The organism is Aquabacter sediminis (genome assembly GCF_028863665.1).
Classification (GTDB): Bacteria; Pseudomonadota; Alphaproteobacteria; order Rhizobiales; family Xanthobacteraceae; genus L1I39.
Map to the genome: position 1 here is coordinate 497,767 of NZ_JARBFX010000002.1, position 25,143 is coordinate 522,909.

At 70.4% G+C, this 25,143-nt stretch carries 35 protein-coding genes and 1 tRNA gene; 10 read left to right on the forward strand and 26 right to left on the reverse strand.

The genetic code is table 11. The features are described 5' to 3' along the window. Nucleotides 1-28: 28 nt before the first annotated feature. Nucleotides 29-105: transfer RNA gene (locus PV781_RS05240), tRNA-Pro, on the reverse strand. A 170-nt stretch (nt 106-275) separates the two neighbouring features. Between PV781_RS05240 and fabI the strand changes: the two genes are divergently transcribed. The 4 genes from fabI to PV781_RS05260 all read left to right on the forward strand — a co-directional run bounded on the left by fabI (nt 276) and on the right by PV781_RS05260 (nt 2,706). After that, entirely contained in the window at nt 276-1,103 is an 828-nt protein-coding gene (fabI, locus tag PV781_RS05245) for an enoyl-ACP reductase FabI (RefSeq protein WP_209104909.1), read from the forward strand. Between the two features lie 28 nt (nt 1,104-1,131). Further along, the gene (locus PV781_RS05250) at nt 1,132-1,671 is read left to right on the forward strand and encodes a hypothetical protein (protein WP_274774560.1); all 540 of its coding nucleotides are present in this window, start codon (nt 1,132-1,134) and stop codon (nt 1,669-1,671) included. A gap of 101 nt (nt 1,672-1,772) precedes the next feature. Then, on the forward strand, nt 1,773-2,123 hold the full coding sequence (locus PV781_RS05255; RefSeq protein ID WP_274774561.1) for a hypothetical protein: 351 nt from the start codon (nt 1,773-1,775) through the stop codon (nt 2,121-2,123). A gap of 1 nt (nt 2,124) precedes the next feature. Further along, nucleotides 2,125-2,706: a histidine phosphatase family protein gene (locus PV781_RS05260; protein ID WP_274774562.1), complete on the forward strand. Its 582-nt coding sequence runs from the start codon at nt 2,125-2,127 to the stop codon at nt 2,704-2,706. A gap of 92 nt (nt 2,707-2,798) precedes the next feature. Here the strand turns inward: PV781_RS05260 and PV781_RS05265 are convergent, their stop codons facing one another. The 5 genes from PV781_RS05265 to PV781_RS05285 all read right to left on the reverse strand — a co-directional run bounded on the left by PV781_RS05265 (nt 2,799) and on the right by PV781_RS05285 (nt 6,898). Next, nucleotides 2,799-3,239, reverse strand: coding sequence for an RT0821/Lpp0805 family surface protein (locus tag PV781_RS05265; protein ID WP_274774563.1), 441 nt, complete (start codon nt 3,237-3,239; stop codon nt 2,799-2,801). 108 nt (nt 3,240-3,347) lie between these two features. Next, nucleotides 3,348-4,751, reverse strand: coding sequence for a sensor histidine kinase (locus PV781_RS05270; protein WP_274774564.1), 1,404 nt, complete (start codon nt 4,749-4,751; stop codon nt 3,348-3,350). 36 nt (nt 4,752-4,787) lie between these two features. Further along, on the reverse strand, nt 4,788-5,456 hold the full coding sequence (locus tag PV781_RS05275) for a response regulator transcription factor (RefSeq protein WP_274774565.1): 669 nt from the start codon (nt 5,454-5,456) through the stop codon (nt 4,788-4,790). 186 nt (nt 5,457-5,642) lie between these two features. Next, complete coding sequence (locus PV781_RS05280) at nt 5,643-6,044, reverse strand: hypothetical protein (protein ID WP_274774566.1); 402 nt, start codon at nt 6,042-6,044, stop codon at nt 5,643-5,645. After that, the gene (locus PV781_RS05285) at nt 6,041-6,898 is read right to left on the reverse strand and encodes a glycoside hydrolase family 108 protein (RefSeq protein WP_274774567.1); all 858 of its coding nucleotides are present in this window, start codon (nt 6,896-6,898) and stop codon (nt 6,041-6,043) included. The genes PV781_RS05280 and PV781_RS05285 overlap by 4 nt, the downstream gene beginning before the upstream one ends. A 110-nt stretch (nt 6,899-7,008) precedes the next feature. Between PV781_RS05285 and PV781_RS05290 the strand changes: the two genes are divergently transcribed. After that, entirely contained in the window at nt 7,009-7,221 is a 213-nt protein-coding gene (locus PV781_RS05290) for a hypothetical protein (protein WP_274774568.1), read from the forward strand. Between the two features lie 22 nt (nt 7,222-7,243). Here the strand turns inward: PV781_RS05290 and PV781_RS05295 are convergent, their stop codons facing one another. Genes PV781_RS05295 through PV781_RS05330 form a run of 8 tightly spaced genes read right to left on the reverse strand, consistent with a single transcriptional unit; the run spans nt 7,244 to nt 15,269 of the window. Further along, nucleotides 7,244-7,465, reverse strand: a complete 222-nt coding sequence (locus tag PV781_RS05295) for a hypothetical protein (RefSeq protein ID WP_274774569.1) — start codon at nt 7,463-7,465, stop codon at nt 7,244-7,246. Beyond that, nucleotides 7,462-8,220, reverse strand: coding sequence for a hypothetical protein (locus PV781_RS05300; RefSeq protein WP_274774570.1), 759 nt, complete (start codon nt 8,218-8,220; stop codon nt 7,462-7,464). The genes PV781_RS05295 and PV781_RS05300 overlap by 4 nt, the downstream gene beginning before the upstream one ends. 20 nt (nt 8,221-8,240) lie before the next feature. Continuing rightward, entirely contained in the window at nt 8,241-8,564 is a 324-nt protein-coding gene (locus PV781_RS05305) for a spike base protein, RCAP_Rcc01079 family (protein WP_274774571.1), read from the reverse strand. A 37-nt stretch (nt 8,565-8,601) separates the two neighbouring features. After that, nucleotides 8,602-9,303 carry a DUF2793 domain-containing protein gene (locus tag PV781_RS05310; RefSeq protein WP_274774572.1) on the reverse strand — a complete coding sequence of 234 codons (702 nt, stop codon included), beginning with the start codon at nt 9,301-9,303 and terminating at the stop codon, nt 8,602-8,604. Between the two features lie 36 nt (nt 9,304-9,339). Continuing rightward, entirely contained in the window at nt 9,340-13,245 is a 3,906-nt protein-coding gene (locus PV781_RS05315) for a baseplate multidomain protein megatron (RefSeq protein WP_274774573.1), read from the reverse strand. A 29-nt stretch (nt 13,246-13,274) separates the two neighbouring features. After that, the gene (locus tag PV781_RS05320) at nt 13,275-13,712 is read right to left on the reverse strand and encodes an NlpC/P60 family protein (protein ID WP_274774574.1); all 438 of its coding nucleotides are present in this window, start codon (nt 13,710-13,712) and stop codon (nt 13,275-13,277) included. After that, nucleotides 13,709-14,599, reverse strand: coding sequence for a DUF2163 domain-containing protein (locus PV781_RS05325; protein WP_274774575.1), 891 nt, complete (start codon nt 14,597-14,599; stop codon nt 13,709-13,711). The genes PV781_RS05320 and PV781_RS05325 overlap by 4 nt, the downstream gene beginning before the upstream one ends. A 31-nt stretch (nt 14,600-14,630) precedes the next feature. Beyond that, nucleotides 14,631-15,269 (reverse strand): DUF2460 domain-containing protein, encoded by a 639-nt coding sequence (locus tag PV781_RS05330; RefSeq protein WP_274774576.1) that lies wholly within the window; start codon nt 15,267-15,269, stop codon nt 14,631-14,633. A 215-nt stretch (nt 15,270-15,484) separates the two neighbouring features. On the opposite strand from PV781_RS05330, the gene PV781_RS05335 reads away from it, so the two are divergent. Continuing rightward, nucleotides 15,485-16,399 carry a hypothetical protein gene (locus PV781_RS05335; protein ID WP_274774577.1) on the forward strand — a complete coding sequence of 305 codons (915 nt, stop codon included), beginning with the start codon at nt 15,485-15,487 and terminating at the stop codon, nt 16,397-16,399. Nucleotides 16,400-16,775: 376 nt separating this feature from the next. Further along, complete coding sequence (locus PV781_RS05340) at nt 16,776-17,162, forward strand: porin (RefSeq protein WP_274774578.1); 387 nt, start codon at nt 16,776-16,778, stop codon at nt 17,160-17,162. A gap of 4 nt (nt 17,163-17,166) precedes the next feature. Here the strand turns inward: PV781_RS05340 and PV781_RS05345 are convergent, their stop codons facing one another. The 8 genes from PV781_RS05345 to PV781_RS05380 are packed head-to-tail and all read right to left on the reverse strand — an operon-like array spanning nt 17,167 to nt 20,464. Then, nucleotides 17,167-17,874 carry a phage tail tape measure protein gene (locus PV781_RS05345; protein ID WP_274774579.1) on the reverse strand — a complete coding sequence of 236 codons (708 nt, stop codon included), beginning with the start codon at nt 17,872-17,874 and terminating at the stop codon, nt 17,167-17,169. A 15-nt stretch (nt 17,875-17,889) separates the two neighbouring features. Then, nucleotides 17,890-18,090, reverse strand: coding sequence for a rcc01693 family protein (locus PV781_RS05350; RefSeq protein WP_274774580.1), 201 nt, complete (start codon nt 18,088-18,090; stop codon nt 17,890-17,892). After that, nucleotides 18,087-18,440 carry a gene transfer agent family protein gene (locus tag PV781_RS05355; protein WP_274774581.1) on the reverse strand — a complete coding sequence of 118 codons (354 nt, stop codon included), beginning with the start codon at nt 18,438-18,440 and terminating at the stop codon, nt 18,087-18,089. Before PV781_RS05355 ends, PV781_RS05350 begins: the two co-directional genes overlap by 4 nt. Nucleotides 18,441-18,453: 13 nt before the next feature. After that, a complete protein-coding gene (locus tag PV781_RS05360) occupies nt 18,454-18,861 on the reverse strand; it encodes a phage major tail protein, TP901-1 family (protein ID WP_274774582.1) in 408 nt (135 codons plus the stop codon). 22 nt (nt 18,862-18,883) lie between these two features. Beyond that, nucleotides 18,884-19,309 (reverse strand): DUF3168 domain-containing protein, encoded by a 426-nt coding sequence (locus PV781_RS05365; protein ID WP_274774583.1) that lies wholly within the window; start codon nt 19,307-19,309, stop codon nt 18,884-18,886. Further along, the gene (locus PV781_RS05370) at nt 19,306-19,587 is read right to left on the reverse strand and encodes a hypothetical protein (protein ID WP_274774584.1); all 282 of its coding nucleotides are present in this window, start codon (nt 19,585-19,587) and stop codon (nt 19,306-19,308) included. Before PV781_RS05370 ends, PV781_RS05365 begins: the two co-directional genes overlap by 4 nt. After that, a complete protein-coding gene (locus PV781_RS05375; protein ID WP_274774585.1) occupies nt 19,584-19,907 on the reverse strand; it encodes a phage head closure protein in 324 nt (107 codons plus the stop codon). The genes PV781_RS05370 and PV781_RS05375 overlap by 4 nt, the downstream gene beginning before the upstream one ends. Then, entirely contained in the window at nt 19,904-20,464 is a 561-nt protein-coding gene (locus PV781_RS05380) for a head-tail connector protein (RefSeq protein WP_274774586.1), read from the reverse strand. Before PV781_RS05380 ends, PV781_RS05375 begins: the two co-directional genes overlap by 4 nt. 84 nt (nt 20,465-20,548) lie before the next feature. Here PV781_RS05380 and PV781_RS05385 point away from each other — a divergent pair, with 84 nt between their 5' ends. Beyond that, nucleotides 20,549-21,304, forward strand: a complete 756-nt coding sequence (locus PV781_RS05385) for a S1 family peptidase (RefSeq protein WP_274774587.1) — start codon at nt 20,549-20,551, stop codon at nt 21,302-21,304. A gap of 75 nt (nt 21,305-21,379) precedes the next feature. On the opposite strand, the gene PV781_RS05390 is transcribed toward PV781_RS05385, so the two are convergent. Beyond that, nucleotides 21,380-22,225, reverse strand: coding sequence for an MmyB family transcriptional regulator (locus PV781_RS05390; protein WP_425532362.1), 846 nt, complete (start codon nt 22,223-22,225; stop codon nt 21,380-21,382). A 68-nt stretch (nt 22,226-22,293) separates the two neighbouring features. Between PV781_RS05390 and PV781_RS05395 the strand changes: the two genes are divergently transcribed. Next, nucleotides 22,294-22,653, forward strand: a complete 360-nt coding sequence (locus PV781_RS05395; protein ID WP_274774588.1) for a nuclear transport factor 2 family protein — start codon at nt 22,294-22,296, stop codon at nt 22,651-22,653. Continuing rightward, nucleotides 22,650-22,946, forward strand: coding sequence for a putative quinol monooxygenase (locus PV781_RS05400; protein WP_274774589.1), 297 nt, complete (start codon nt 22,650-22,652; stop codon nt 22,944-22,946). Before PV781_RS05395 ends, PV781_RS05400 begins: the two co-directional genes overlap by 4 nt. Before the next feature lie 161 nt (nt 22,947-23,107). On the opposite strand, the gene PV781_RS05405 is transcribed toward PV781_RS05400, so the two are convergent. Genes PV781_RS05405 through PV781_RS05415 form a run of 3 tightly spaced genes read right to left on the reverse strand, consistent with a single transcriptional unit; the run spans nt 23,108 to nt 25,080 of the window. Continuing rightward, complete coding sequence (locus PV781_RS05405; protein WP_274774590.1) at nt 23,108-24,367, reverse strand: phage major capsid protein; 1,260 nt, start codon at nt 24,365-24,367, stop codon at nt 23,108-23,110. A 9-nt stretch (nt 24,368-24,376) separates the two neighbouring features. After that, the gene (locus PV781_RS05410; protein WP_274774591.1) at nt 24,377-24,895 is read right to left on the reverse strand and encodes an HK97 family phage prohead protease; all 519 of its coding nucleotides are present in this window, start codon (nt 24,893-24,895) and stop codon (nt 24,377-24,379) included. Next, the gene (locus tag PV781_RS05415) at nt 24,892-25,080 is read right to left on the reverse strand and encodes a hypothetical protein (protein ID WP_274774592.1); all 189 of its coding nucleotides are present in this window, start codon (nt 25,078-25,080) and stop codon (nt 24,892-24,894) included. The genes PV781_RS05410 and PV781_RS05415 overlap by 4 nt, the downstream gene beginning before the upstream one ends. Nucleotides 25,081-25,143 lie beyond the last annotated feature (63 nt).

Genomic DNA, 25,143 nt, shown 5'->3' on the forward strand with positions numbered 1-25,143 from the left:
TTGAAACTCTGAAAACCCTTGAGTCGGCTGGTCGGAGTGGCAGGATTTGAACCTGCGACCCCCACGTCCCGAACGTGGTGCGCTACCAGACTGCGCTACACTCCGAACCGAGGGCCGAGCGTCTAGCATCGCCTGTTCGGGGACGCAAGGGCGATCTGGGGACAACCTCGCTTGAACCCCCATCGCCCCCATGCCATAGGAGGCGCCGCCTGCCACGGCGTATCGTTACGGACAGCCATGTGACCGGCAGGCTTGGCACCAGGGAGTACTCGAAGATGGCGAATGACGTCGGCGCCAGCGGGCTCATGAACGGCAAGCGCGGGCTGATTCTCGGCGTCGCCAACAATCGATCCATTGCCTATGGCATCGCCAAGTCCGCGCGCGCCCATGGGGCGGAAATCGCGCTGACCTATCAGGGCGAGGCGCTGAAGAAGCGCGTGGAGCCTCTGGCGGCGGAATTGGGCGGACATCTGGTGGGCCATTGCGACGTCACCGACCCGGCCACCATGGACGCGGTTTTCGCGGAGACCGAGCGCCTGTTCGGCAAGCTCGACTTCCTGGTCCACGCCATCGCCTTTTCGAACAAGGACGAGCTGGACGGCCGCTACGTGGACACCACGGCTGACAATTTCAACAAGACCATGCTCATCTCCTGCTACTCCTTCACCGCCATCGCGCAGCGGGCGGAGAAGCTGATGGCGGATGGCGGGTCGCTGCTGACGCTCACCTATTACGGCGCCGAGAAGTGGATGCCGCACTACAATGTGATGGGTGTGGCCAAGGCGGCGCTGGAAGCCTCGGTGCGCTATCTGGCGGCGGACCTCGGCCCCAAGGGCATCCGTGTGAATGCCGTCTCGGCTGGCCCCATCAAGACGCTGGCGGCCTCGGGAATCGGCGATTTCCGCTACATCCTGAAGTGGAACGAGCTGAACTCGCCGCTCCGCCGCACGGTGACCACCGACGAAGTGGGCGATACCAGCGTCTATCTGCTCTCCGATCTCTCCCGCGGCGTTACGGGCGAGGTGCATCACGTGGATGCGGGCTATCATATCGTCGGCATGAAGCATCCCGACGCGCCGGACCTCGCCCTCGTGCGGGACTGATCGCGGCATCGGGACCGAGGAGTTGACCATGAGCCCCCTGCCCCTTTCCCAGCGGTCGCCGTTCTCCCTCCCGCGGCTTGCCGCCCTTGGCAGCCTCCTTGGGGCCCTGGCGGCGGTCGCGGCGCCCGCCCCGGCGGCGGCGCAGGCCCCGCCGGACTTTAAGTCCTACACGCTGCGGGACCGGCTGCTGGGGCCAGGCGGCGCGGTCTTCCCGGATTACGTAAACCCCTCGCTCCCGGGCATCGCCTATCTCACGGGTACCACGGGCGGCCCGAGGGGCATGGTCTTCGGCACCGCCACGGCGGACATGCTGTGCCAGGCCTCGCAGCGGCCGGTGATCCAGGTGCTCTCCGGCCCGCCCGGGGCGCGCATCTCGGTCGAGCCCGGCACCTTCACGGCGACCCGCACCGATGCCGGCTCCACCTATTGCCTGGGCCGTCCCGTGAGCGGAGCGGTGGTGCGTGTGTCCGGCCGCATCCCCAAGGGCGGGGCCACCTTGACGTTGCGCGTGACCTACCCGCCGCTCGGCGCATGGTATGACCATGTGGTGCGCGTGCCGGCGCGCTGACGGCGCGAACGCTTGAGGGGGAGACGGGGATGACGAGGCAGGCCACGCGCGCAGAGATCGGAAGGGCGAGCCTTTGCGCCGCCCTTCTTCTTGCCGCAGCGATGACGCCCGCATACGCGGAGCGCGACAACGATCCGGACGCCTATGTGGTGAATTTTTTCACCGGCGGCGGCAAGGACGGCGTCCTGTTTGCCGCCGGGACAGCGAACCAGCAATGCATCAGCCAGGGGCCGGCGCGCATTGAGGTGGTCTCCACCTCCCCCGGCGTCCGGCTCTCCGTGCAGACGGGCACCTTTGTGGTCACGGGCACGGACTATGGCTATCTGGTCTGCCTCGGTCAGCGCCTGCCGGGCGCGGTGGTCACTGGGAGTGGGGTCGGCGAGGCCAAGATCCGTGTCTATTATCCGCCCATCGGCCAGTGGTACGACCACACGCTGACGGTAGGCCGTTGAGATGAAGCGGCACTTCCTGGTTCGCCACGGGGAGACGGACTGGAACGTCGCCGGGCGGCTCCAGGGCCGCACCAACGTGCCGCTCAATCGACTCGGCCGCTTGCAGGCCGCCGAGGTGAGCCGGGTTCTGCATCAATTGGTGGGCGACGTGCGCGGGCTGGCCTATGTGTCGAGCCCGCTCGCGCGGGCGGTGGAGACCATGCGCATCCTGCGCACCACGCTCGACCTGCCGGCGCAGGACTTCGCCCAGGATTCCGATCTGTCGGAACTCTCGTTTGGCCGGTGGGAAGGCCACACCTGGCCAGACCTGCGGCGCCGCTTCGGCGATGACGTGAAGGCGCGCGATCTCGATCCGTGGAATTTCGTGCCGCCCGGCGGGGAGAGCTATGTGCAGCTCGCGGCACGGGCGGAGGCCGCGCTGGACCGGTTGCCGGGAGACGCGGTGGTGGTCACCCATGGGGGTGTGATCCGCGCCCTCCTCCACGTGCGCGCCGGAATGCCGGCCGGCGAGGCCACCATCCTGCCCGTGCGCCAGGGCGCGATCTATGTGCTGGCCGACGGCCGGTTCAAGGTCGCCGACTGACCCGAATCCGCCGCATGCGCGAGACCATCGCGCGCCCGTCCCTGCCTCTTGCGTCGATCTGAGCCGCCCAATCGGCTGCAGGGAGGCGCGCCTCAGGTCACTGCGATCCAGTTTCCTTCCTGGGTGCGGCACGCCACACCCCGGGAGAGCTGCGGCTTGCCCTGGAGATAGATGGTGTGGGTGAAGTCCCGGCAGCGGGCGTAATTGGTGCGGGAATAAGCCGGCCCGGCGATGACGGTGCCATGGGCCGCATTGTCGCCGCGCCATCCCACGGGCGAGCCCGGCCCGCCGGTCTCAAGGGCCGTGGTCTCGGCGGCCAGGGCGCGCTGGCGGTCCGTCTCGTCGAGGCCAGTGCCGAAGGCACCCCCCAGGAGGCCGCCGGGAGCGGCCACAAGGCCGCGTGTTTCCGGCGCGGGGGTTGGCCCAAGGCTGGCGAACAAGCCGCCGCCCGGCGGCTTGGTGTCGCCGTCGGTGACGCAACCTGCGAGCAGAGTGGCGCCGAGCACCACAGCCGCCAGTCTGCACGCGTTCATCAAGCGATCCCCTTCAAGCCGATGCCTTCCCGATAAGCACGCGCGCGGCGTCACTTCAATGCCTGAGAGTCGCAAGGGGGGTGGCATTTTTCAACGGGGTGCTCCCCCTCAAGCGGAAGGCGCGGACGGCAGGATCAGTTCCGCGCGCAGGCCCCCGATGGGCGCCGTGGAGAGTTCGACGCGCCCGCCATAGAGATCGGCCAGTTCCTGCACGATAGACAGGCCGAGGCCAGAGCCGGGCTTGGATTCGTCCAGCCGCCGCCCGCGCCGCCCCACCTCGGCCCGCTTGGCGGCACCGAGGCCGGGGCCGTCATCGTCGATGATGACCCTAAGGAAGGTGCGGTCCGCGGGATGGCGCGGCCGCTCGGCGAACACGCGGACTTCGATCCGGCCGTGGGCCCATTTGCAGGCATTGTCCACCAGGTTGCCCACCATCTCCTCCACATCCTGCTGCTCGCCCCGGAAGCGCACGGCCTCCGGCGCGATCACATCGATATCAATATCCTTGCCCCGGTGGATCTTCTCCATGGTGCGTGTCAGCGCAATCACGATCTGGCGGACCTCGCACACGGTGGCAGGCGCGGCAGAGACGCGCGCGGCGAGGCGCGCGCGCTCCAGGTGGTGGGCCACCTGGCTGCGCATCACCTCGGCCTGGTCTCGCACACGCTGGGCAAGCGGGTCGTCGCGTTGGGCCGCCTCGTTCAGCAGGACGGAGAGCGGTGTCTTCAGGGCATGGGCGAGATTTCCCACATGGGTGCGCGCCCGCTCCACGATCTCCTTGTTCGCGTCGATAAGCTCGTTCACCTCGCTCACCAGAGGCACGATCTCCTCGGGATAGTCCCCTTCCAACCGCTCCGTCCGGCCGGACCGCACCGCGGCCAGATCCGCGGAGACCCGCGCGAGCGGCTTGAGGCCGAATCGCACCTGGAGCAGCACGATCAGCAGAAAGGCGACGCCCAGGACAGCGAATGTGCCCATGAGGGCGAGGTTGAACTGGACCATGTCGCCCTTGATTTCCCCCGCGTCGCCGGCGACCGTCACCACGAAGCGCCCTTCATCCCCAAGGTCGATGCTGCGTTCCACGGCGCGAAGCGACTGGCCCTCGGGCCCCACGAGATAGCCCTCGCGCACGGCGCCGAGGCGGGGGGTATCCGTGCCGGCCTCCAGTTCCGGCAGGACGAACTCCACCAGGGACCTGGAGGTCTTCACGTGCGCAGACGCTCCATCCTGGCGCCTCACCTGCCAGTACCAGCCTGACATGGGAAACAGGAACAGAGGGTCACTCAGCGCTTCGGGGCTGGGCACGTCCCCGTCCGGGCCATGAGCGCCCGCCACGTCCGCGACAATGGTCTTCAGATAGATGTCCAGCCGCCGGTCGAAGGCCCGCTCCACGCCGCTGCGATAGAGGGAGGACAGAACGAAGCCCACCAGCAGCAGCACCGCCGCCGTGATGACGACGGCGAACAGGAACAGGCGGAACGCGAGCGAGCCTGTCTGAGACTTCTCAGCCATGGCCGCACGCCTGCGCCCCCCGGGGGGCGCGCTCCATCACCGGCTCTCCGGTGGAACAAGGAGGTAGCCGAGACCTCGCACGGTCTGGATGACATCGCATTCCAGCTTCTTGCGCAGGCGCCCGACAAACACCTCGATGGTGTTGGAATCCCGATCGAAATCCTGGTCGTAGAGATGCTCCACCAGCTCCGCGCGCGAGACCACGCGGCCCATATGGTGCATGAGATAGGACAGGAGGCGGTATTCGTGGCTGGTGAGCTTCACCGGGCTGCCGTTCACGGAGACCCGCCCCGAGCGCGTGTCGAGCCGCACCGGACCGCACGACAATTCACTGCTGGCATGGCCGGTGGCGCGCCGCAGCAGGGCCCGCAGACGGGCGAGCACCTCCTCCATATGGAAGGGCTTGGCGACATAGTCGTCGGCACCGGCATCGAAGCCCTGCACCTTGTCGCTCCAGCGATCCCGTGCCGTGAGAATCAGCACAGGCATGGTCTTGCGCGCGCGACGCCAGCTTTCCAGTACCGATATGCCGTCGCGTTTGGGCAGTCCGATATCCAGGACGATCGCGTCATAGGGCTCGGTATCGCCGAGATAGAGCCCCTCCTCTCCATCGAAAGCGGAATCCACCGCATAGCCAGCCTCTCCCAGAGCGGTGACCAACTGGCGATTGAGGTCCGGATCATCTTCGATCACAAGCAGGCGCACGGCGAACGAGATCCTCCCACCGACGGTAACGCAGCACGTCCTCCGGGCGCGGGCCGCGGCAGGCCGGTGCGCGCGACCTGAAACTTTGCAGCGTCAACAACTTGCAGGCTAGTTCAGCGGCCGGCTCTGTTCAACCCGGCGGTGCGCCGCACTCACCGCCAGCCGCACAAAGCGCGACCGACCGCATTATGGGCCTTCACCTCCTGGATGGTCGTGTCGGTGTCCGCCGGCGACCAGCTGATGGGGCGGGCCGCCCGGCAGAACACCCCCGTCCCGCCGCCAGCCGTCATCGGCGCGCAGGCGGCCAGGGTCGCGAGCAGCACGCTCGGCATCAAGGCGCGCGAGGCGCGCCGTCTCCAGGTTTCGGGCTTCATCCGCATCCTCCTTGCGTTGCCTGTCCCGCCAGCCGCGCTGGGCCGCGCGGCGATCCACGATGAGAAGGAGGCCCGCCGTGCCCGCCAAGAGCGCCGCGCGCCAGCCAAACCGCAGGGCCACCAGCGCGAGGCCGGCCATCACCAGCCCGCCAAGCAGCCACCAAGGCAGCCCATAGGCGAGAGCCTCCCAGAGATTGAGCGACGGGCCGATCACGGCATTCTCCCCGGCGCGCCAAGGTCCAGGGCGCTGTCGCGCTGCGCACGCATCCGGCTGCTGCGCCAGGCAAAGGCGAGGCCCGCGCAGGTGGCGGCAAGACCCGCCAGGGTCAGCAAGGTGAAAACGACGGCCAAGGCCGAGGATCCTGGCGCCAGGGGAGCGATCTGGCGCGCCGCCTCGGCCAGTGCGGTGGCCACCAGCCCGCCTGCGGCCGCAGCCTGCCCAGCCTCCGGGCGAGGGAGCGGGCGGAGGCTGTCGAGCGACCCCTTTCCGGCGCCGGTCACCGCGCTCGTCCCTGCACCGGCAACCGTCACCGGAACCTCAGGGGCGCCGGAGGTCAGGGCGCGGGCGGCAAGGCGCACGTCGCCCACGCGGCGCGCCCATCCGGTGCCGAAGACCGGCCAAGTCTTCAGCGCCCGGAGCATGGCAAGGCGACGGTCGCACATCTCGTCGATGACGTGGCGCAGGTCCGGCGCCGCCCGGGCCGCGTCCAGCGTCAGGGCCCCCACTTGCCCGTCCGGGCTGATCCCCAGCGCCCGCTGGAGCCACTTGGCCGCCTGGGCCGGGCCGGAATTCACCGCCGCGTCGAACACGCAATAATCGAGCCCTTGCGGCAAGTCGTCGGCCCGCACCGCGTCCCAATACTGGCGGCGATAGATGGCGCGCATCTCGTCCTCGGTGATCGCTCGCACCGGCCGCGCGGGCAAGCCGGCGGCGCGGCGGAAGGCGTCGTAGACGCGCTGGGTGACGCCGCGCATGGTCGGGCCGCCGGGATCGGCGGGATGGTTGGAATAGCCGCCTTCATGGGCAAGCACGCGCACGAGCGCGGGCGCGAAGCTGGACGCTGCCACGCAAACCTCCTAATGTCTGAAAATTGACGGGCCTGGGCCCGATGGTTCGGCCGATTTGCCGTGGCGCTTTTTGCCAGTACGGCAGGCCCAGTCCGCGAGAGGCATCTCGGATGGAACGTGTATTGGCCTGGATCTTCATGATCCTGGCCCTGATTTTCATCACCTTTGTCTTTTATCTTCAGGTGAACGCGCTCGGTGTGCTCTACAGCTATCACCGCAGGTCAAATGAAATCGACTGCCACTATTTCACCGGCACCTATTTCACAAAGACGACTTACCACAATGCGCGGGGCTTCTGCCCCATCTGGCAGGACGTGTTCTGACACGCCGGCTCCCCATGGCCTCTCAGGCCGGGGCGCTGCCGCCTTCAAGCTGGAGGGCCTCGATGGGCCGCCCCTCCAGCCGCGCCCGGACGGCGGCGTGCTCGGGGTCCCGCAGCACCCGTTCCGGCAGGATGTGGGTCTGCCCGTCGGCAAGCGGGACCGGCGCCAGCCAGGCGCCGGGTGAGGTCTCGCCGCTGACACCTTCTGCCTCAGCCGCGCTCAGGAGGATGAACAGGTCGCTCATGATGTCAAAGCTCCGACGGTGAGGAGATAGGTGCTGAGGGCCGCATAGAGGGCGGCATGCTGGGTTTCGGTGAGAGACGCCCCTGCGAAAACCACCGCCAGCTCGGCCGAGCTGTTGCTGCCCCCGGATTGCCCGAGAATGTTCAGCCGCGTGTTCAGGATCGAGCTTGCCACGTTGTGGGTTGCGATCTGGGCGCCATTCTTGAACAGGCGCTTGGTCGAAGAGGACGGCCTGTCGCCTGCGTAAAACCCCGGCGTATCCCCCGGCTGCCCAAAGCTGGACGTCCCGTCGTTGACGCGATAGTGCCAATCCACGCCTGTGTTCCGCCGGCTCATCCAGACGATGCCCGATAGGTCCATGCCCGTCCCGGCCGAGGGCGTGAGCACCCAAAGCCCGGCTGACGCATCGTTCAAGGAAAACCGCCCGGCCGTGCTGCTGGGATTGTAGCCCACCACATCCAGCCAGGCGGTTGAACCATCCCCCTTGAAGCCGCGATTGGCGGTGAAGATCGGACTGTTGTAGGCCGCAAGAGTGTAGGCGGAGCTGATCCAGTTCAGCCGGGCCGCCTGGGTGTCATGGGCCGCCAGCACATAAAGCAGGTCGAGGCGCGACCATATGCCGGCCGCCACCAATGCGCGGATCAGCCCATCGATGGCGGCGGCGCGGCCGGCCGGGGGCGCGGACGTCATCCGTGCCATCAAAGCGGTGGTGGCGGGCAGGAGGCCCGCCTTCGGCCGCCAATAGGCGGCGCTCATGAGCCCGGTGCCAAGCCGGATCATCGGTCGGCCAGGGCATAGAAGAAGAGGCCCGTGCTGGTTCCGGTCGCCCAGATGCGGCGCACCTGCACCGGCGGCAGCGGCTGGAGGCCGGGGGTGGCGCGCACATCCACCGTATCTGTATCGCTGGCGGCGCCCACGGCGGTGACGCGGATGGTGGCAAAGCCGCCGGACACATCGCCGGGCACATAGACCCACACGCCCTTGGCATAGGGATCGAGGTCCGCGCTGTCGGAAGGGCTCACCAGGCGCAGGGCGCGGGCCGGCGAGGAGGCGGAGGGCGAAAGCGCACGCAGGGGATCGCGTGCCGCGTCATAGGGCATGGTCGGTCTCCGGGATTTGGGAAGGACAGGCTGTGGTTCAGGCCGCAGGGGCCGGGCAGAGCAGGACATGGAGCGCCACCCGCACCACGCCTCCGGTGAAGGCGCCGCCATTGGCGGAGAGACGCACGGGGGTCGCGGCATAGAAGGCGGTGGGGCCGATGACGCCCATGTTGGAGGCGCCGGCGGAAATCCCCAGCGACCCGCCGAACTTGGTGCGCTCGGACGCGGTGCCGCAATCATAGGAAGCCGCGCCCGTCACGGCTGTGATCGTCCTCGTGGAGACGCCCAGCACGATGGCGCGGTCGGGAATGGCGATGGCGGTGGAGACGGCCGAGCCGGAGAGCGCGACGTCCTCCTCCAGCACCCGCGCCTCGATGGCCGCGCCATGGGCGCTGGCGGCCAGCGGCGAGACCCAGCGTGTGCCATCGAACAGCAGCACACGGCGTGCATCCGCCACATAGGCCAGCAGGCCAGAGGGCAGGTCGATGAAGTCCCAGGCCCCCGCCTCATAGGCGGCGATGCGCCCGGTTTGCCCTGCCCAGGCGCCGGTGGCGTCGGACGGGACCAGCCAACATTGCCCCTCTCCGGGCGTGCTGGGAGGCGTCGCCAGCGTCAGGCTCTCCAGGCGCGGCTGGATGAGCGCATCCAGGCGGCGGATGGCCTCATTGTGGGTCACATGCTTCTGCGCCTGGGCCGCCGCGATATAGGGCAAGGCAAGGCGCGCCGTGGTCTCAGCCATGGCGATCTCCGCTCGGTTCAGGACTGGAAAAAGCGATCACACGGCCCGCGTGGCGCGGGCGAACGCGCCCGGCCCCAGCACGGCGGTGACCTGGGCCACGCGGAAGGTGATGGACGAAAGCGGGCCACCGAAATCGGCGCTCTCGCTCGCGGCCGGATAGAGCCATTCTGGCGTCGGAACCGTGACCGAGCGACGGAGGCTGTCGCCGTCCAATATGTCGAGGCGATAGGCCTCCACCTCCTCGGCAAGCGGCGTGTCGGCGGCGTCGAAATCCCCATCCACCCGGCTGCGGCGCACCCAGGCGAGGCGGATGCCCTCCCCCGTGCGGCGCGCGGAGAGATGGACCGGCGAGAGCGGCCGTAATGCCCGCCCGCCGACGGCGCCGGACACCTCGCTCACCTCTTCGTCGCCATGGTCTCGATCGGCCCGGCCGACGCGATAGATGAAGCTGCGGCCATAGGAGGAGGCCCCCGATGCGAGGACGGCCAGCGTGCGGTCCAGCAGCACAAGCCGCGTGCCCGCCGGCCATGTCGATCCGCCCGCCGCCTCGGTGCCCGCCTGCCCGCGCAGGAGGCCGGTGAGGGCATAGGTGCGCCCCTCCAGCAATTCAGCATTGGCGAACTGGATCACCTCGCTCTCCCGCCCTTCTGCGATCAGCGCCAGGAGATTGCCGCCCTCCAGCACCTGCGCTTCCGAAAGGCCCTGGAACAATCCGCCATTCAGCTCCACCAGCAGGCGGGAGGAACGATCGAAGCGCCAGGCGGGGCCGGGCGGCAGGTCCTCCAGCACCTGCCCGAGGGTGGCGGGCGCGGAGAGCGCGGCAATGGCCTCGAAGCTCGCCCCATCGGACGAACGCCAGACCGCGAGCGCGCCGGGCCAAGGCGACACGAATGCCGCCAGATGCTGGAGCGGCACGGGATCGGCCGCCTCCAGCAGCGGCAGGTCCAGAAGCTGGAGATCGGGCGGCCCCGACACGGCGGGCAGGCGTACGGTGCCGCCGCTATCGGCCCGCAGCGAGGCTTCGAACAAGTCCGGCTCAATGGAGCGGGCGCTCACCGCGCGCACTTGCGTGTCCTCGATGCGGGTGATTTCCAGGAGGCGCGTGCGGCCGTCGCAGGTCACCTCCACCACGTCACCAGCGGTCAGCCCCAGATGGGAGGGCGGCAGCGCAAAGGTGGCGGTCTCCCGACCCGCCCACAAATCCTGGAGCCACACATCCGCCGCCCGTCCCATGAGGGCGGCGGAAGCCACCACGGACAATTCCGTGCGCGCCACATGGAGGCTCGCCCCCGACAGGCGGCGGGAGGCGACGGTGGCGGTGCGATAATCGCTGGCGCCATCGATGAAGGTGAGGCCCACCTCCACCGGCAGCTCGCTCTCCTGCGCGCGGGTCAAGGCGAGCGGCGCCGCGCCCTCCTCCACCACCAGATCATCCTGCGTGAGGGAGGCCACCACCGGCCCCCCGCGCGGCCGGAAGGCCAGGGTGCCGCCCTCCTCCACCGCATCGAAGCCGAAGGCGCGGCCGAGCGGCTCGAGCGCGGAGCGCGCGGACATGGGCCGGTCCACCAGATAGCCGTCCACCACGCCGGCCAAGGTGCCCGCCTCCACATCGCCAGCGCCATGGTCGGCGCAGAGCTGGGCCACCAAGTCGGACAGCGGGGCGGTGCCCAGGCGGCCATTGAGCCAGTGGCCGGTCTGCCAGTTGGCGCCGTCCGCCCACAGCTCGGTGGCGAGGGGAAATTCGGGATAGGGTCGCGCATCCCAGGTCCACAGGAAGACGCAGCCCGCCTCCACCATGCGCCCGCCGCCGGGACGGGGGGGATTGTCCGCATCGCCGGCGCCGAATTCCGGGTCGAAGGTGGAAAGAACCGCCTCCAGCGCGCGGCGCTGGATCAGGTCGTCGCGGCGCCGGTCGGAGAAGGGCGGATAGCCGCCATCCGCCGACTTGGCATCGGGAAAGACGCTCGGCCGGTTCGCGCCCTTGTCCACCGCCGGGCAGCCCGCCTCCATGAGGCGGATGGGCTTGCCGTTGGGCACGAAGGCGGTGGGCGTTGCGGCGCGCACGCCGCCGAGGCGCTCGTGATGGGCGTTCGACCACCAGGACCAGAGGTCCTTCTGGCGGTAGACCCACGGCTCGGAATAGGCGCCATCGGTGATGGCGGTGCGGGCCTGCGCGGCACGGGCCGCCTCGTCCCCATAGAACCAGTCGAACGCCTCGCCGGCCCTGAGATTGGCCTTGAGGTAAGCAGGATCGTGGATGGACCGTGCCAAAGCGCGATCAAGATGCGTCGCCCCCGCCCGCCAGTCGGACAAAGGCGGATAATAATCCAGCCCCACGAAGTCGATGGCGGGGGACGCCCACAGGCCGTCCAAGGGGAACCGCAGGTCGCCACCGGGCAGAAGCTGGGCGCCATATTCGGTCCAGTCCGCGGCATACGAGACCTTCGTGCCGGCGCCCAGAATGGCCTTCACATCGCCCGCCAGCGCCGCCAAGGCCGCCACCGCCGGGAAGCTGCCATCCTCCGCCCGCACCCGCGTCAGCGCCGCGAATTCGGAGCCGATGAGGAAGGCCTCTACGCCCCCCGCCAGCGCCGCCAGATGCGCATAATGCAGCACCATGCGGCGCAGGCTCCATTCGGCTGGGCCGAAATAATAGACCTGTCCCGCATAGACACCGAAATCGGAGCGCGCCGCGCTGCCGAACAGATGGGCCACCTGCGTGCGTGCGCGCGCCGTGCCATCGGCGCTGCCGGAGCGCCCCGGCGCGGGATCGCAGGTGATGCGGCCACGCCAGGGATGAGCGGGCTGGTCGGACGCGCCCGTCCAGGGATCGGGACGCCCGTTGCCGGCGGGAATGTCCATCATGACGAAGGGGTTGAGCGTCACCTTCAGGCCGCGTGCCTTGAGGTCCGCGATGGCATGCAGCACGGAGGAATCCGACGGCGTGCCGCCATAGGCGGCCACCCCCTCATGCCGGCTGGAAGCGCTCGCCAGCAGGCGCGGCAGGCCGTTCACCATCCAGGCAGTGGGCCATGTGGTCTTGTCGAGCCGCTCCACCTTGGGGCGCACCGTGCAGGCGCCGGCCCTCAGATCATCGCCGAACCAGGCCACCACCAGCGAGACGCGCTCCAGGCTCGGGCACAGGGCCTGGAGATGATCAAGCGAGGCGGCAAAGTCCGAGCGGGCGGTGGCCACATGGCGGTTTTCCGCGTCATAGGCGCCGGGCCCATAGACGCGCCGCACCTCGCTCGGCTCATAGCCGAATTCAGTGGAACCGGGGATCAGCGTCACCGCCTTCAGGTTCCGCTCCAGCCGCCCCACCGCCCGCTCCACCTCCACCGTGATCTGCGGCAGGCGGTTGCCGAACTTGGCGAGCGGCATGCGCTCGAACACCAGATAGGCAAGCCTCCGATAGGCCGGCGCCCTGCCCGCCCCTTCCTTCGCCTCGATCCAGGGATCGGGAAGCTGGTCCTCGCTCCCCAGATAGGCGCGGATCACATAGGCGGTGGCGTCCAGCGGCTTGCCGTCGGCCCAGATGCGGCCGATGCGCGTCACCGGCCCCTCGCACAGGGCCACCGCGAAATTGGCGTAGTAGGAATAGGAAATGGTGGTGGTACGCGTGGAGGTGCGCGCGCTTTTTCCCCCCGTCGATTGCACCTGGGTGGAGACCACCTCTTCCAGCCGCGTGCCCCAGATGACCTGCCCCGCCACCCGCACGCGCCCATAGATGCGCGGGATCGGCGCCCCCGCATTGGAGGTCATCACATCAAGGTCGGAAAGCCGCGCGCCCTGCACCACCTGGCTGCGCCCGCCGCCGGTGAGCGCCGCATCGGCCACCGCGCCCCCAAGGGCGCCCAGCGCCCGGCCCGCAATGGCGCCGAGCGGACCGAACAGGGCGCCGCCCACGAGCCCGCCCGCACCGCCGAGAAGCAGTGTCGCCATGGGTCATTTCTCCGCGTCAGGACAGGCGCTCAGGCGCCGGGAAAGGCGAAGGCGGCTGCCAGGTGCCGGCGCCACCAGGGGGTCAGATGGGTCTCGCAGACGGCGACGCCGTCATAGGCGTGGATCATGCGGGCTGGCGCGCTGAGGATCGCCGCGTGCTTGGCCGGCAGATGGGGCCGGAAGCGGAAGAGCAGCACGTCGCCGGGCTGCGCCGCCGCGATCTCCATTTCCATCAGATGCCGCCGCGCGGTGTCGCGCAGCGTCTCCCGCCGGGCGGCTTCCGCCCAGTCGGGGGCATAGGGAGGCAAGGGCTCGGGCTCGGCGCCCATCACGGCGCGCCAGACGCCGCGCACGAGCCCCAGGCAATCGGCACCGGAGCCGCGCACGGAGGCGCGGTGCAGATAGGGCGTGCCGATCCACGCCCGCGCCTCCGCGAGGATGCACGCGCGCAACTCTTGCGCGCTCATGACAGGCTTCCGCCGTCATAGCCGCCCTCGCCGGGCACCGCGATGGTGAGCAGGAAGTCATTGCCCGGCATGTGCGGATGGCCGCGAAAATTCACTCCATTGGCGAACCGCGCGCGGCAGGTGGAAAAGCGCTTGTCGCAGCCGGCGGTGACCTGCGCTGCGTCGCCCGCTATCACCGTTTCCGGCGGGCGCTGCCACAGCTCCAGAATGTCCGCCCCGCTCTCCCGCAAATGGCTGCGCACCTCCAGCGACACGCCCGCATTGGGGCCGTCGGAAAAGGCGAGGCGGCCATGGGAGAAGGCGCCTTCATCATGGCCGGACAGGCCGGACACCACGAGCCGCAGCGGCCCCTCGACGGCCACCACGTTCACCTCCGCCCGATGGGCCGGCGCGGTGAGGTCGACACCGCACCGCGCGTCGCCGAGATCGGCATCGCACAGGGCGCCGAACAGGCGGCCGCGGGTCTGGTTCAGCACGTCGGTCAGGGCGCGCAATTCGGCGGTGAAGGCCCCGCCCTCCCGCCGCACCTCGCCAATCGTCGCCCGGCGCAGCAGCATGTGGTTTTCAGGCGCCGACCAGTCGATAAGGAGATGGTCGACCTCAGCCCCATCAAACCGCCCGGCGGCCAGGTCCGCCTCGGTGAGGGTGGCGGCGCTGAGCGCCCCCGACACCTCCGCGCCGCTCACCGCAAGCCCTTGCGCCGAAACGCTTTCCGACCCCGCCACGCCGGAGGCGGCGAGGAAGGGGAGGCCGTCGATTTCAAGGTCGCGGTCATGGTCCGTGAAGCCGAGCTGGAGGCCATCGCGGCGGGTCACGCGCCAGCCGTGGCACAAGGTGGTGACGCCGCCGGAGAGCTGCGCGGCGAGCGCGGACGGGACCTGTCGCATGAGGGCTCCAGGGGAGGAGGAGAAGGGAGGCTCAGGGGCGGATTTCCACCACCGGGATGCGCGGGATGGCGCCGGCGGCAAACGCGCTCAGATCCACCTCCAGGAAGTCGGTGTCGAAGCGCACGGGCACGTCGAACAGGAAGCCCGCGCTCACCCGCGCGCCAAGGGGCGGCGCATGGCTGGGCAGGAAGGTGACGAGGCCGGTCGCGACATCGCAGGCGAAGGTGCCGGCCGCCTTTTCCACCCCCGCCACGGCCACCCGCACCGAGCCCGCCACGGGCTTGGCGATGGCCCGCACATAGGGGGCGTGAAGGGCGCCATAGGTCTTGGCGAGCTGGAACACCCGCGTGCTGCCATCGCCGGTGCCGAGCGTCTGGTCGCCGGGCGTGAGCGCCGTGCCGGGCGGGGCGGAGGCATGGTCGAGCCGGTCGCGCCAGCGGAAGCCGTGGAGGCGCCCGCGCCGCTCCTCGAAGAAGACGAGGACATCATGCAGTGCAGCGAAAGTTTTCACGCCCGTTCCGGCATCGAAGCGGCGCCGCGAATCAGCGCGCCGCGTGTTGCGCTCCTCGCGTCCGGTGGCGGTTGCAACGATCTCGGTGGCTCGTTCGGGGCCTCCGGAGGCGCCGAGCGCCACGTCCAGGGGGAACAAAACCTCATGAAAGGTGGGCATAGCGTTTCATTCCTGCGAAATCTGGCGCGTTTCCAATATTGGGCGTCTTGACATAGTTTTCGCGGGCGCCTTGACTTTCTCATCCTTGTCGAAGGTGGAGCCAGAGCATGGCCACGAAACCCGCAAAGACGCCCGCGGCGACGGCGCCGACAAAGGCTGCGAAGGGCAAGACGGCGGAGACGCCGAAGGTCGAGGCTCCACCCCCGGCGGCACCGGTGGCGGCACCCGCCACGGCGTCCGCCAAGACGCGCGCCGTGAAGTCATCGGCGGCGGCCAAAGTGCCCGCATCGAAGGCGACCGCAGTAAAGGCACCGGCCGCACCAAAGGCAGCCAAGGCCGCGCCGTCAAAACCTGCGGCCGCTGCCCCGCCGCCCGCCGCGCCGGTGACAGCCGCGCCGGCCAAGGCCGCGAAGGCGGCACCCGCCAAACCCGCCGCGAAGCCGGAGAAGGCGTCGGCCGCCAAATCCCCCGCCAAATCCCCCGCCAAGCCCGCTGCCGCCCCGGCAAAGGCCTCCAGCAAGACGGCCGCCATCAAGGCGGCCGCCACCAAGCTCGCGGCGGCCAAGGCCGCGACCGCGAAGCCGGCTGCCGGCAAGGCGCCGGTAAAAGCCTCTGCCAAAGCTTCCGCCAAGGCCCCCGAGACGCCGCCGGCGAAACCGGTGGCAGCCGCATCCAAGGCGAAGGCCGCCGCGAAGCCGGCCAAGGCCGAGGCGGCCCCGATGGACGCGCCAAAGGCAGAGGCGCCTAAGGGTGAATCGAAGGCGCCGGCGGCAAAGAAGGCGCCGGCCAAGGCCGCGCCAAAGCCCGCAGCCAAGGCGGCCGTGTCACCCGCTTCTCCCGCCGCGAAGGCTGCGCCCGCAAAATCTCCGGCCAAGGCGCCCGCGAGCAAGGCGGCGGCCAAGGAGCCGGTGAAGGAAGCGCCGAAAGCCCCCGCGGCGAAGTCCGCAGCGGCCAAGGTGCCTGCGAAGGCGCCTGCAAAGGCAGTGGTCAAGCCCGCAGCCAAGGCGGCGGCGAAACCCGAGGCGGCAGAAAAGCCCAAGGCGGCCGTGAAACCCAAGGCGGCCGTGAAACCCAAGGCGGCCGTGAAACCCAAGGCGACCGCAAAGCCCAAAGGCGGCAAGGCCTCCTGAGGCGCCCGCCGCCGCACCCGTTCAGCGGCCCGGCGGGTGAGATGCCTGCTGGGCCGTTGCGTGCGTCGTGGTTTGCCGGCCCTCAGTCACGGGGCACACCAGGGGGGCGGTCGGTCAGGCCAGGCACCGCTCAGCCAGCCCAGCGGCCTGCGCTGGCAGGGTCCCGCCGCGGTACGCCGAAGAGTATGCGGGGGCAGCGTTCGGCTTTTCATCGCGCCCCCTCTGCCCCTTCCAAAGCGGTCTGGCGGCGGTGCCGCCAGTTCACGTCGAGGCTCTCCTTGGGTCGGTCTTTCCGCCGCTCCCGCCTTTCACTAGTGTGCGGGCGAGCCGTGCGGGACGCGGTGCGGCATGGTGCCGGTGCGGTGGAGTGAGCCAGATGAAGAGCGGCCTGATGCGCAAGTGCAGCCTCGCGAGCCTCGCCCTCGCCGCCGGCCTCGCGCCGGCCGTCGCGCAGACGACGACGCCCGTGCCTTTGTCGACGCTCACCCTGACCCCGCCCGCCGAGAGTGGCACAGCAAAAGCCGGGACGGCCAAGGGCAGCGCCTCCGGCACATCCGGCACGAAGATGAAGTCGTGCGCCCAGTTCGGGCCGGACTTCGTGCTCCAGCCGGGCACGGACACCTGCGTGCGCATGGGCGTGACGCTGCGCCTCGACGCGGGCACCGGCCGCACGCTCGGCAATGCCCCCAATCCCGGCAACAACAATACGGACATGGGCACGTCCAGTGCCTCCAGTTCCGACGCCTGGAAGACCGCGCGCTGACGCCTCACGCCCCCCGCTGCCCGCGCGCCACCGCCCGCGCCACCAGGCCCGACAGATAGACATCGGAGCGGCGGAAGGCGCCGGGATCGGGCGTGGACACGTTCACCACCACGGAGGTGGCGCCCGCGCCGCCCTCGGTGCGCACGCCAAGCCGCCCGTCGGCGCCGCGCGCCAAAGGCAGGATGGCTTCCGCGCCCCGCTCGCCCATGAGGCCCAGGCCGCCCGCCATGGGGAAATAGGTGGGCGCGGCGACCACGCCGCCTTGGGCGAAGGGGCGCACCTGAAGCCCGCCCGCCTCCCCGGCCAGCGCACCGCCGAGCGCGAAGGGCCGCGCCGGGGCCCCGCCTCCATGTCCGGCCAACACGCCCCCTTGCGCGAAGGGGCGCACCTCAACACCGGCGCCGCCGCCGGAGAGCACATCGCCCCGCGCGAAGGCGGTGCCCGAGAGCAGCCCCTTCAGCAGCCCGCCGACACCCTGCTCCAGCGGCTTCAGGGCGGCATTGAGGGCGAGGCTGGAGAGGCGCTGGCCCACCATGCCGATGACGTCGCCCACGTCCTTGCCCTTCACGGTCACGGCGGTGAAGGCATCGGCCAGCGTTGCGGCAAAGCCCCGCGTGGTGCGCTCGGTGTCGGCCAGCTCCGTGCGGAAGGCGCGGGTATCGGCCGTGATGGCCACCGAAACGGTGTCGATGGGGGCATCAAGCTCCGCCATGGAACATGTCCTTCTTCAGCGGGTGTCGGGAAAGCGGCGCAGGAGATCCTCGAAGCCGGCGCGGTCGAGGGCGGATGCTGGGGGCGTGAAGGGCGCCATGGCCGCCGCCAGTTCGCGCGGGGTCATGCGCCAGAAGGCGTCGGGTGAGAGCCGCAGAAGGCCGAGGCCGGCGGCCATGGCCGCCTCCCAGGGGAAGGGCCGCGCGGGTGCCCTCACGCCTCCTGCGGCGCCGGAGGGCGCGGTGGGCCGCCCTCCCCCGCCGTGCCGAAGGTGGCGGCGAGAAGCGCGCCCACGATCCGCGCCGCGCCCACTGCGCCCCCCTCGAAGCGAAGGCCCGCCACCTCGTCCGGCCGGGTCGGCGTGCCCGCTCCGGAGAGACCGGCGGCGAGGATCACCATGGCCTCGCGCGCGGTCAGCCGCCCGCGCTCCAGCCGCTCGGCGAGCGAAACGAGATCATCGGCGCCGAAGGCGGCTTCCAGTTCCGCCAGGGCACCCAAAGTGAGGACGAGGATGCGCGGACGCCCATCAATGAGCGCCTCCACCTCGCCGCGCCGGGGATTGGCCATGAGGGGCTCCCGCTCAGAGCGCGGTGAAGGTGAGTTCGCCCGCGCTTTCCAGCGTCAGGTCGAAGGTCACCTCGCGATCATGGTTGGCGGCGATCTCCAGGGCGGTCACCTGAAAGGGACCGGCGACCGTGCCGAAATCGGGGATCACCACCTGGCAGGTCTTCAGTGCCCCATCGAAGAAAGCCGCGCGCACCAGCGCGTCGGAGGCGGCGTCCTTGAACACGCCGGAGCCGGAGATGGAGGCGCGCTTCACCGTCGCTCCCGCGAGCAGCTCGCGCCACTGGCCGGCGGATTCGGCGTTGGTCACATCCACGCTCTGGGCGTTGAAGGCCAGCGTGCGGGACCGCAGCCCCGCCACGGTGGCAAACGTGCTTCCATCGTGAATTTTCAGCAGCAGGTCCTTGCCCTTTTGCGCGGCCATCGCGGCCTCCTCTTGCGGGGTGTCAGACGGCCTCGGTGACGGCGCGGAAGCGCACCAAGGCATGGAAGGTGCGGCCCTCCTCCTCGCGCCGGATCTCTGCGCTGGTGGCGCGCAGATTGGCGAGGCGATGGCCGGAAAGACTGAGAGGGGCCTCATGCAGAGCCTGCTGCACGAGGCCCGCCAGAGCATGGATTTCGGCCCGCCCGGCGGCGCGGGACCAGATGTGAAGCGTCAGCATCTGCTCGCTGCCCGCCTCTGTGGCGGTGGACCAGTCGGACACCACCGCCTCGCCGAGCGTCACGAAAGGAAAGGCGGCCTTGGCGGGCGGCGCGTCATGGATGCGCGCGCCGCCCAGCGCCGAGACAAGGGCGGCATCCGATGTGAGGCGCGCATGAAGCGCCGCGCGCAAGGCGAGGGCCGCCTGCATGGGGGCGGGAGGGATGCTCATCGCCGCGCCCTCACGTCCGCCGCAGAAGGTAGCAGCCACGGCGTCGGCGCGGTGTTGAGCGTGCCGGTCTCGCGGGCGATGGCGGCGGGATCATCGGACCCCACCAGCACCCGGTCGCCCTGCTCCTCGACCAGCGGCACGACGCCGGCCTGAGCGACGCGCTCAGCCAGGGCCGCCCCCGCTTCAAGGCGCGCGCGGCGGGCGAGCGGGACCTCCAGCGCGGCGGCAAGGCGGGCGGCGAGGTCGGTGCCGCCGGTGACCGTGGCGGTGATCCTCATGGCTGTTCCTCCCGGCAGCGGCAGCGGCTGAAACGGCCCCGATTGTCGGGATCGCTCACCGCCTCGACAGCGAAGATGCGGGTGCCCAGCACCAGCCGGTCGCCGGGCTGGAGGGTGTTGGGCGCCCGCACGGTGATGCGATGGGCGAGCACGCCCACCCGCTTCTCGGCGGAGAGATCGCCCTCGGCCGAGAGCGTCTCCAGCGCGCCCCACAATTGGTCGATGGTCAGATAGGTGCGCGTGATGCCGCCCATGCCGTCCGGCAGGTCGACGCCGGTCTGGTGGGCGAAGCGGAGGCGCAGGGCGCCGGGGCCGGTCACAGCCGCACCAGGCGATAGGGCCGCAGAAGCGCTTCCACCGGCTCCGGCAGGCGACCAGCACCGCTCGTGCCGTCACGGTTCTCATAGAGATGCGCGGTGAGAAGGCGCACGGCCTGGATCAGGTCCGCCGGCACCTCGGCGGGCGTTGCGCCATAGCCCAGCGTCAGGTCCAGCTCGATGCCGCCGAGCGGCCGCATGGGGCGCGGCGCGCGGGCGGGATCGACGCCGATCAAAGCCGGCGCCCGGTCCCGCCGCAAGGTGAAGAGATCAAGCGGCAGCGTCGCGAAGGCGGTGCCGGAGAAGACACGGGCGGCGAGCACCGCGCGCACCGGGGCGAGCGGCGCCAGGATGAGGCCGCTCACCGGCCAGGCATCGCGCGTCACCCGCCAGCTCTGGGTCATGAGGATGCGCCCGCTGGCGCTCTCGATGGCCTGCCGGGCGGCGGTGATGAGGGCGGCGAGAAGGCTGTCCTCCGCATCATGGTCGATGCGCAGGAAGGCCTTGGCCTCGGCAAGGGTCAGCGGCTCGGCGGCGGGGCCGGTCAGGCATTCGGGCACGGAAACCTCCGGGGCGGGGCCGGATGCGCAGAAGCTCCGGCGTTGGAATTGACGGCGCGGCGCGGGAGGGCCAGAAAGCGGCCGATGACGGCCCACTCCTTCCTCCGCGCCGGCGCCCTTGGCGTTGCGGCCCTCGTTCTCGCGCTCGGCGCGGGGCCCGCTTCCGCCATCGTGGGCGGGGGGCCGGCGCCGGCCGAGGTGGCGGCCCGCACGGTGCTCATCGTCTCGACGCGCGGCGCCTCCTGCACCGGCACGGCGCTGGCGCCGGACCTGGTCCTCACCGCCGCCCATTGTGTGAAGCCGGCGGCGGACTATGCGGTGGCGATCCTGGGCGGCGGGGCGCCGCGGCTCATTCCCGTCACCGGCATCGTGGTGCATCCCTCCTTCGCGGACGACCAGTTCCGCACCCGCCGACCGACGCCGGACCTGGCGGTGATCCGCCTCGCGGAAAACCTGCCGGCAAGCACCCGCCCGGCGCGGCTCTCCACCTCCGGACTGCCGGCGAAGGGCACGGTGTTCCTGGTGGCCGGCTATGGCATGACCGCCGACGGGGCGGAGAAGACCGCCGGCACGCTGCGGGCGGTGTCGCTTCCCTCCATCGGCACCACCGGCGGCATCATGGCCCGCCTGTCCGCGCCCGAGGGCGCGGCGGGCGCCTGCACCGGCGACAGCGGCGGCCCCGCCTTCGCGGACGGAACGGTCGCCGGCGTGGTGAGCTGGGTCACGGCGGCCGGCGGCGCGCGCGGCTGCGGCGGCGTCACCGGCATCACCTTGGTGGGCCTGTTCTCGGACTGGATCCGATCGGCTGCGGCCAAGCTCGGGCGGCCGTTGGGGGAGTGAGGGCGGAGCGGTGCCGCGGGCCGCGCTCCTGGTCAGGCCACGCCCCCCCTTGAAGGCGCTCGTGCAGAGGCGACGTCAGGCGTGCGCGGTCAGCGCGCGGCGCGTCGCCTCATCGGCGGGAAGAAAGCCCTCCAGCGTCAGTTCGGCGAGCGCGATGTCGGTCGCGGTTCCGAACACGGTGGTGGTTGATAGGAAGGACAGCCGCTCCCCCGTGGAGGGGTGCCGCAGCATGAGAGGCACGGCAATCTGGTTGCTTTGGGGGGCCCAATCCTCCGCCCTTTCCCCTCCGGCGGTCGGGGGAAGGGCGCGCAGGGCATCGTGCAGGCGAAATAGATCCGGATCGCCGGACACGTTTGCGTCGCGCCGCAGGCGCTCCAGAATGTGATGTCGCCAGTCGGCAAAGTTGAGGATGAAGGGGGCCAGCCCGTCCGGCGCCAGCGACAGGTGCAGGACATTGACGGGGGGTTCGACGAGGCGCGGCGCCACCTTGACCAGAAGAGGCGCCAGAGCCGCGTTGGCGGCAACCAGGTTCCAGTGCCGATCGACCGCCAGGGCTGGAAAGGGCTCATAGGCGGCGAGGACCATGCGGACCGCCTCCAGGGCCGCCGCCATGTCGGGCCGCTCGGGCGAGCGCTCGGCGAAGGCGGGCGCATAGCCCCCGGCCAGCAGCAGACGATTGCGCTCGCGGAGTGGCAGGGCAAGCCGTTCGGCCAGGCGCAGCAGCATGTCACGACTGGCCGCCGACCGGCCGCTCTCCACAAAGCTGAGGTGCCGCGCGGAGACCTCGGCCTCCAGCGCGAGCGCGAGCTGGCTGACGCGCCGCCTCCGTCGCCAGTCGCGCAGGACATCTCCCACCGTTTCGCTCGCAAGGGCTGCCATCGTCATCTGCCCCTTCTCGCATGGGCCTGACACCTTGCCCATGACCTCCAAGGTAATCGCCGGACGCTGCCGACGCGCCCATGCTGAGGGCGCACGAAAAGGAGACCGGCATGCAGACCCCTCTCGAGATCGCGAAGGACTATCTCGCCGTGTGGAACGCGGACACTGCGCCCGAGCGGCAACGCCGGCTGGCGGAGTGGTGTCCGGACGCCACTTACCGCGACCCCCTCATGCAGGCCGAGGGCCGAGCCGCCATTTTCACGATGATCGAGGCGGCGCGCCAGCGCTTTGCGGGGCTCGCCTTTCGCCTCCACGGAACGCCCGATGGCCACGGCCCCTTCGCGCGCTTCGCATGGACGCTCGGCCCCGACGGCGGCACGGCGTTGGCCGCCGGGACCGATATCGTGCGTCTCAACGCGCAGGGGTGCATCGCCGAGGTGATCGGCTTCCTCGACGCGGTGCGCCCATGAGCGTCGCCTATCTGATCACATTCAAACTCAAAGGCGGCGAGCGGGCGCGGTTCCTGAGCCTCATCACCGCGCTTCTGGACCGCATGGCCCAGGAAGCGACCTATCGGAGCGCTCTGCTGCACGAGGACCCGGGCGACCCCAACCGCTTCCTCCTCCATGAGGTTTGGGCGGATCACGCGGATGTCCTGAACGTCCAGCTTCATCGCCCCTACCGACAGGACTGGCACGCGGCCCTGCCCGACCTCTTGGAGGGTGAACGCCGCATCGAGATCTGGCAGCCGGTGGAGACCTGAAGGACGCCTTGCGGCGCCGGAGGCTGGGGAGATCCCGGCGCGACGCCCGCCCCCGCCGCGCGCACCTCCGGCGGTCCGGCGGGCTTCCCTCTCCCGCGCCAGCGGGGGAGGGCCAGGGAGGGGGCAAGGGAGGGGGCAGGGGGCAAGGGCCGCTCGCGCCGTCAGCTCACCGCGAACTTCAGCAGCTTGGCGGCGTCGAAGTCCTGGATGCCGCCGCCCACGCGCTTGGTGGTGTAGAACAGCACATAGGGCTTGGCGGAATAGGGATCTCGCAGCACCCGCACGCCGGCGCGGTCCACCACCAGATAGAAGCGGCGGAAGTCGCCGAAGGCGATGGGGAAGGCACCATCCGCGATGTCCGGCATCTCCTCGCACTCGGCGATGGGGAAGCCCAGCAGGCTCGCGCCCTGCCCCGCCACGGCCGGCGGGGTCCAGAGGTACGTGCCGTTCTCGTCCTTCAGCTTGCGCACCGCCGCCTGGGTGCGGCGGTTCATGACGAAGCTGGCATTCTGCCGGTAGCCGCCCTTGAGTGCATAGACCAGGTCCACCAGCGCGTCGGAGGCATTGGTGGCGGAAAACGCCCCGGCGGCGCCGGTGGCCACATAGCCCACCTTGTCCCAGGTCCAGGCGCTCTCGGCGGCCTTGGTATAGGCCAGGAACCCCTTAGGCTTGGCCACCCCGTCGCCGGAGACGAAGGCGGCGCTCTCCTGGTCGGCAAAGGCGATGTCCACCTCCCCCGCGATCCAGGCTTCCAGGTCCACCGCCGCGTCATCCAGCAGCGGCTGGGTGGCGGCGGGCTGGGCATAGAGCTCCATGGCGGGGAAGGAGAGTTCCGCCAGCACCGGGCTGTCGGTCTGCGGGCGGGCGGCGGTCTCGGCGGCCCAGCCGGCGGCGGGGCCGGTCTTCATGAACGGCTTCTTGTAGGTGCCCCCGCCAATGGTGATGACGGTAGCGAGCCCCCGGATGGGCGAGAGCAAGGACAGGCGCCGGCCGATCTCGTGCTCCGTCTGGGCGGGCACCAGATAGCCGCCATCGGCGCCCGAGCCCACGGTCATGGCCTTGCCTTCCATGGCCTTGGCTTCCAGCGCCTTGAGGCCACCGGCCTCGCCATGGCGCACATAGGTCTCGAAGGCGCCGGCATGAGCGTCCACGGCGAGCCCGCGAGCCGGCGCGCCGAGGCCGGGGCGGGCCGCCTTGGTGGCGAGCGCATCGAGCCGCGCCTTCTGGGCGTCGAGGGCGGCATCGAGGCGGGCGAGCTTCTCCTCCAGCAACACGTCGGGCGCGCCGCGCCGCTCGATCTCGGCGAGGCGCTGGTCATTGGCGGCGCGATAGGTGTCGAAGGCCACCATCAGGTCCTCATGCTCGGAAAAGGCGCCGGGGCTCGTCACCTTGGTCTCGGGGGCGGCGAAGGGATGGGTCATGGACAATCCTCAGGGTTGAAGGCGAACCGCCCCGGCGGGACGGGCGAGGGGAAAGGCGGCCGGCATCGCCAGGGCGAAGCGGGCCTGGGGCTGCATGGGGAAGGTCACGACGGAGACTTCCCACAGATCGATGCGGGCGATGCGGCGCACGCGGCTGCGCGGATCGGTACGGGCGGCGGCGGCCTTGAAGCCGATGGACAGGCCATCCAGCGCGCCGACGCGGGCAAGATTCATCACCTCCCGCCCGCGCCGCACATCAAGGGCGAGGCGGCCGCGCACATGAAGGCCGTGCTCGTCCTCCGCGATGTCGGTCCACACGCCGATCGGCTCGGCCGGATCGTGCTGGTAGAGCAGGCGCACGCCGGCCGCGCCCCGCGTTTCCAGGGAGCGGGCGAAGGCGCCGGGGGCGATGCTGTCGCGGCCGAGATCCACCCGGTCGAACAGGCAGGCATAGCCCTCGATCCACCCCTCCGCATCCGCCTCCACCGCCCGCCGAACGGGCGGGCGCAAGGTGCGGGCAAAGCTCATGCCGGGTCCTTTCCGCCCGCGCCGGGCTTGCGGCGCTTGCCGCGCTCCAGGCGCTCCAAGGTGGCGACGAAATCGCGGAACACACCGCCCGGCGCCGGTGCCGGGGCTGGCGCCTGGGCACGGCGAAGGGTGGGCCCGAGCGCGCGAATGCGCGGCGCGGGCGCCTTCTGGAAGGGGGCACGCATGCCGATGGTCTCCGAGGGAGGATGGAAGGCGAAAAAGGGCGCGGGCTCAGCCGGCGCGGGCCG

Bases quoted from the DNA above. Each gene is read 5' to 3' on its own strand.
- PV781_RS05340 (WP_274774578.1), top strand. From the start codon at position 16,776: ATGAAGAGCGGCCTGATGCGCAAGTGCAGCCTCGCGAGCCTCGCCCTC.
- PV781_RS05315 (WP_274774573.1), bottom strand. From the start codon at position 13,245: ATGGCGACACTGCTTCTCGGCGGTGCGGGCGGGCTCGTGGGCGGCGCC.
- PV781_RS05365 (WP_274774583.1), bottom strand. From the start codon at position 19,309: ATGAGCATCCCTCCCGCCCCCATGCAGGCGGCCCTCGCCTTGCGCGCG.
- PV781_RS05415 (WP_274774592.1), bottom strand. From the start codon at position 25,080: ATGCGTGCCCCCTTCCAGAAGGCGCCCGCGCCGCGCATTCGCGCGCTC.
- PV781_RS05270 (WP_274774564.1), bottom strand. From the start codon at position 4,751: ATGGCTGAGAAGTCTCAGACAGGCTCGCTCGCGTTCCGCCTGTTCCTG.
- PV781_RS05385 (WP_274774587.1), top strand. From the start codon at position 20,549: ATGACGGCCCACTCCTTCCTCCGCGCCGGCGCCCTTGGCGTTGCGGCC.
- PV781_RS05305 (WP_274774571.1), bottom strand. From the start codon at position 8,564: ATGCCCTATGACGCGGCACGCGATCCCCTGCGTGCGCTTTCGCCCTCC.
- PV781_RS05370 (WP_274774584.1), bottom strand. From the start codon at position 19,587: ATGAGGATCACCGCCACGGTCACCGGCGGCACCGACCTCGCCGCCCGC.
- PV781_RS05395 (WP_274774588.1), top strand. From the start codon at position 22,294: ATGCAGACCCCTCTCGAGATCGCGAAGGACTATCTCGCCGTGTGGAAC.
- PV781_RS05325 (WP_274774575.1), bottom strand. From the start codon at position 14,599: ATGCGACAGGTCCCGTCCGCGCTCGCCGCGCAGCTCTCCGGCGGCGTC.
- PV781_RS05310 (WP_274774572.1), bottom strand. From the start codon at position 9,303: ATGGCTGAGACCACGGCGCGCCTTGCCTTGCCCTATATCGCGGCGGCC.
- PV781_RS05405 (WP_274774590.1), bottom strand. From the start codon at position 24,367: ATGACCCATCCCTTCGCCGCCCCCGAGACCAAGGTGACGAGCCCCGGC.
- PV781_RS05330 (WP_274774576.1), bottom strand. From the start codon at position 15,269: ATGCCCACCTTTCATGAGGTTTTGTTCCCCCTGGACGTGGCGCTCGGC.
- PV781_RS05290 (WP_274774568.1), top strand. From the start codon at position 7,009: ATGGAACGTGTATTGGCCTGGATCTTCATGATCCTGGCCCTGATTTTC.
- PV781_RS05390 (WP_425532362.1), bottom strand. From the start codon at position 22,225: ATGGGCAAGGTGTCAGGCCCATGCGAGAAGGGGCAGATGACGATGGCA.
- PV781_RS05300 (WP_274774570.1), bottom strand. From the start codon at position 8,220: ATGAGCGCCGCCTATTGGCGGCCGAAGGCGGGCCTCCTGCCCGCCACC.
- PV781_RS05260 (WP_274774562.1), top strand. From the start codon at position 2,125: ATGAAGCGGCACTTCCTGGTTCGCCACGGGGAGACGGACTGGAACGTC.
- PV781_RS05320 (WP_274774574.1), bottom strand. From the start codon at position 13,712: ATGAGCGCGCAAGAGTTGCGCGCGTGCATCCTCGCGGAGGCGCGGGCG.
- PV781_RS05295 (WP_274774569.1), bottom strand. From the start codon at position 7,465: ATGAGCGACCTGTTCATCCTCCTGAGCGCGGCTGAGGCAGAAGGTGTC.
- PV781_RS05265 (WP_274774563.1), bottom strand. From the start codon at position 3,239: ATGAACGCGTGCAGACTGGCGGCTGTGGTGCTCGGCGCCACTCTGCTC.
- PV781_RS05250 (WP_274774560.1), top strand. From the start codon at position 1,132: ATGAGCCCCCTGCCCCTTTCCCAGCGGTCGCCGTTCTCCCTCCCGCGG.
- PV781_RS05345 (WP_274774579.1), bottom strand. From the start codon at position 17,874: ATGGCGGAGCTTGATGCCCCCATCGACACCGTTTCGGTGGCCATCACG.
- PV781_RS05255 (WP_274774561.1), top strand. From the start codon at position 1,773: ATGACGCCCGCATACGCGGAGCGCGACAACGATCCGGACGCCTATGTG.
- PV781_RS05355 (WP_274774581.1), bottom strand. From the start codon at position 18,440: ATGGCCAATCCCCGGCGCGGCGAGGTGGAGGCGCTCATTGATGGGCGT.
- PV781_RS05360 (WP_274774582.1), bottom strand. From the start codon at position 18,861: ATGGCCGCGCAAAAGGGCAAGGACCTGCTGCTGAAAATTCACGATGGA.
- PV781_RS05410 (WP_274774591.1), bottom strand. From the start codon at position 24,895: ATGAGCTTTGCCCGCACCTTGCGCCCGCCCGTTCGGCGGGCGGTGGAG.
- fabI (WP_209104909.1), top strand. From the start codon at position 276: ATGGCGAATGACGTCGGCGCCAGCGGGCTCATGAACGGCAAGCGCGGG.
- PV781_RS05400 (WP_274774589.1), top strand. From the start codon at position 22,650: ATGAGCGTCGCCTATCTGATCACATTCAAACTCAAAGGCGGCGAGCGG.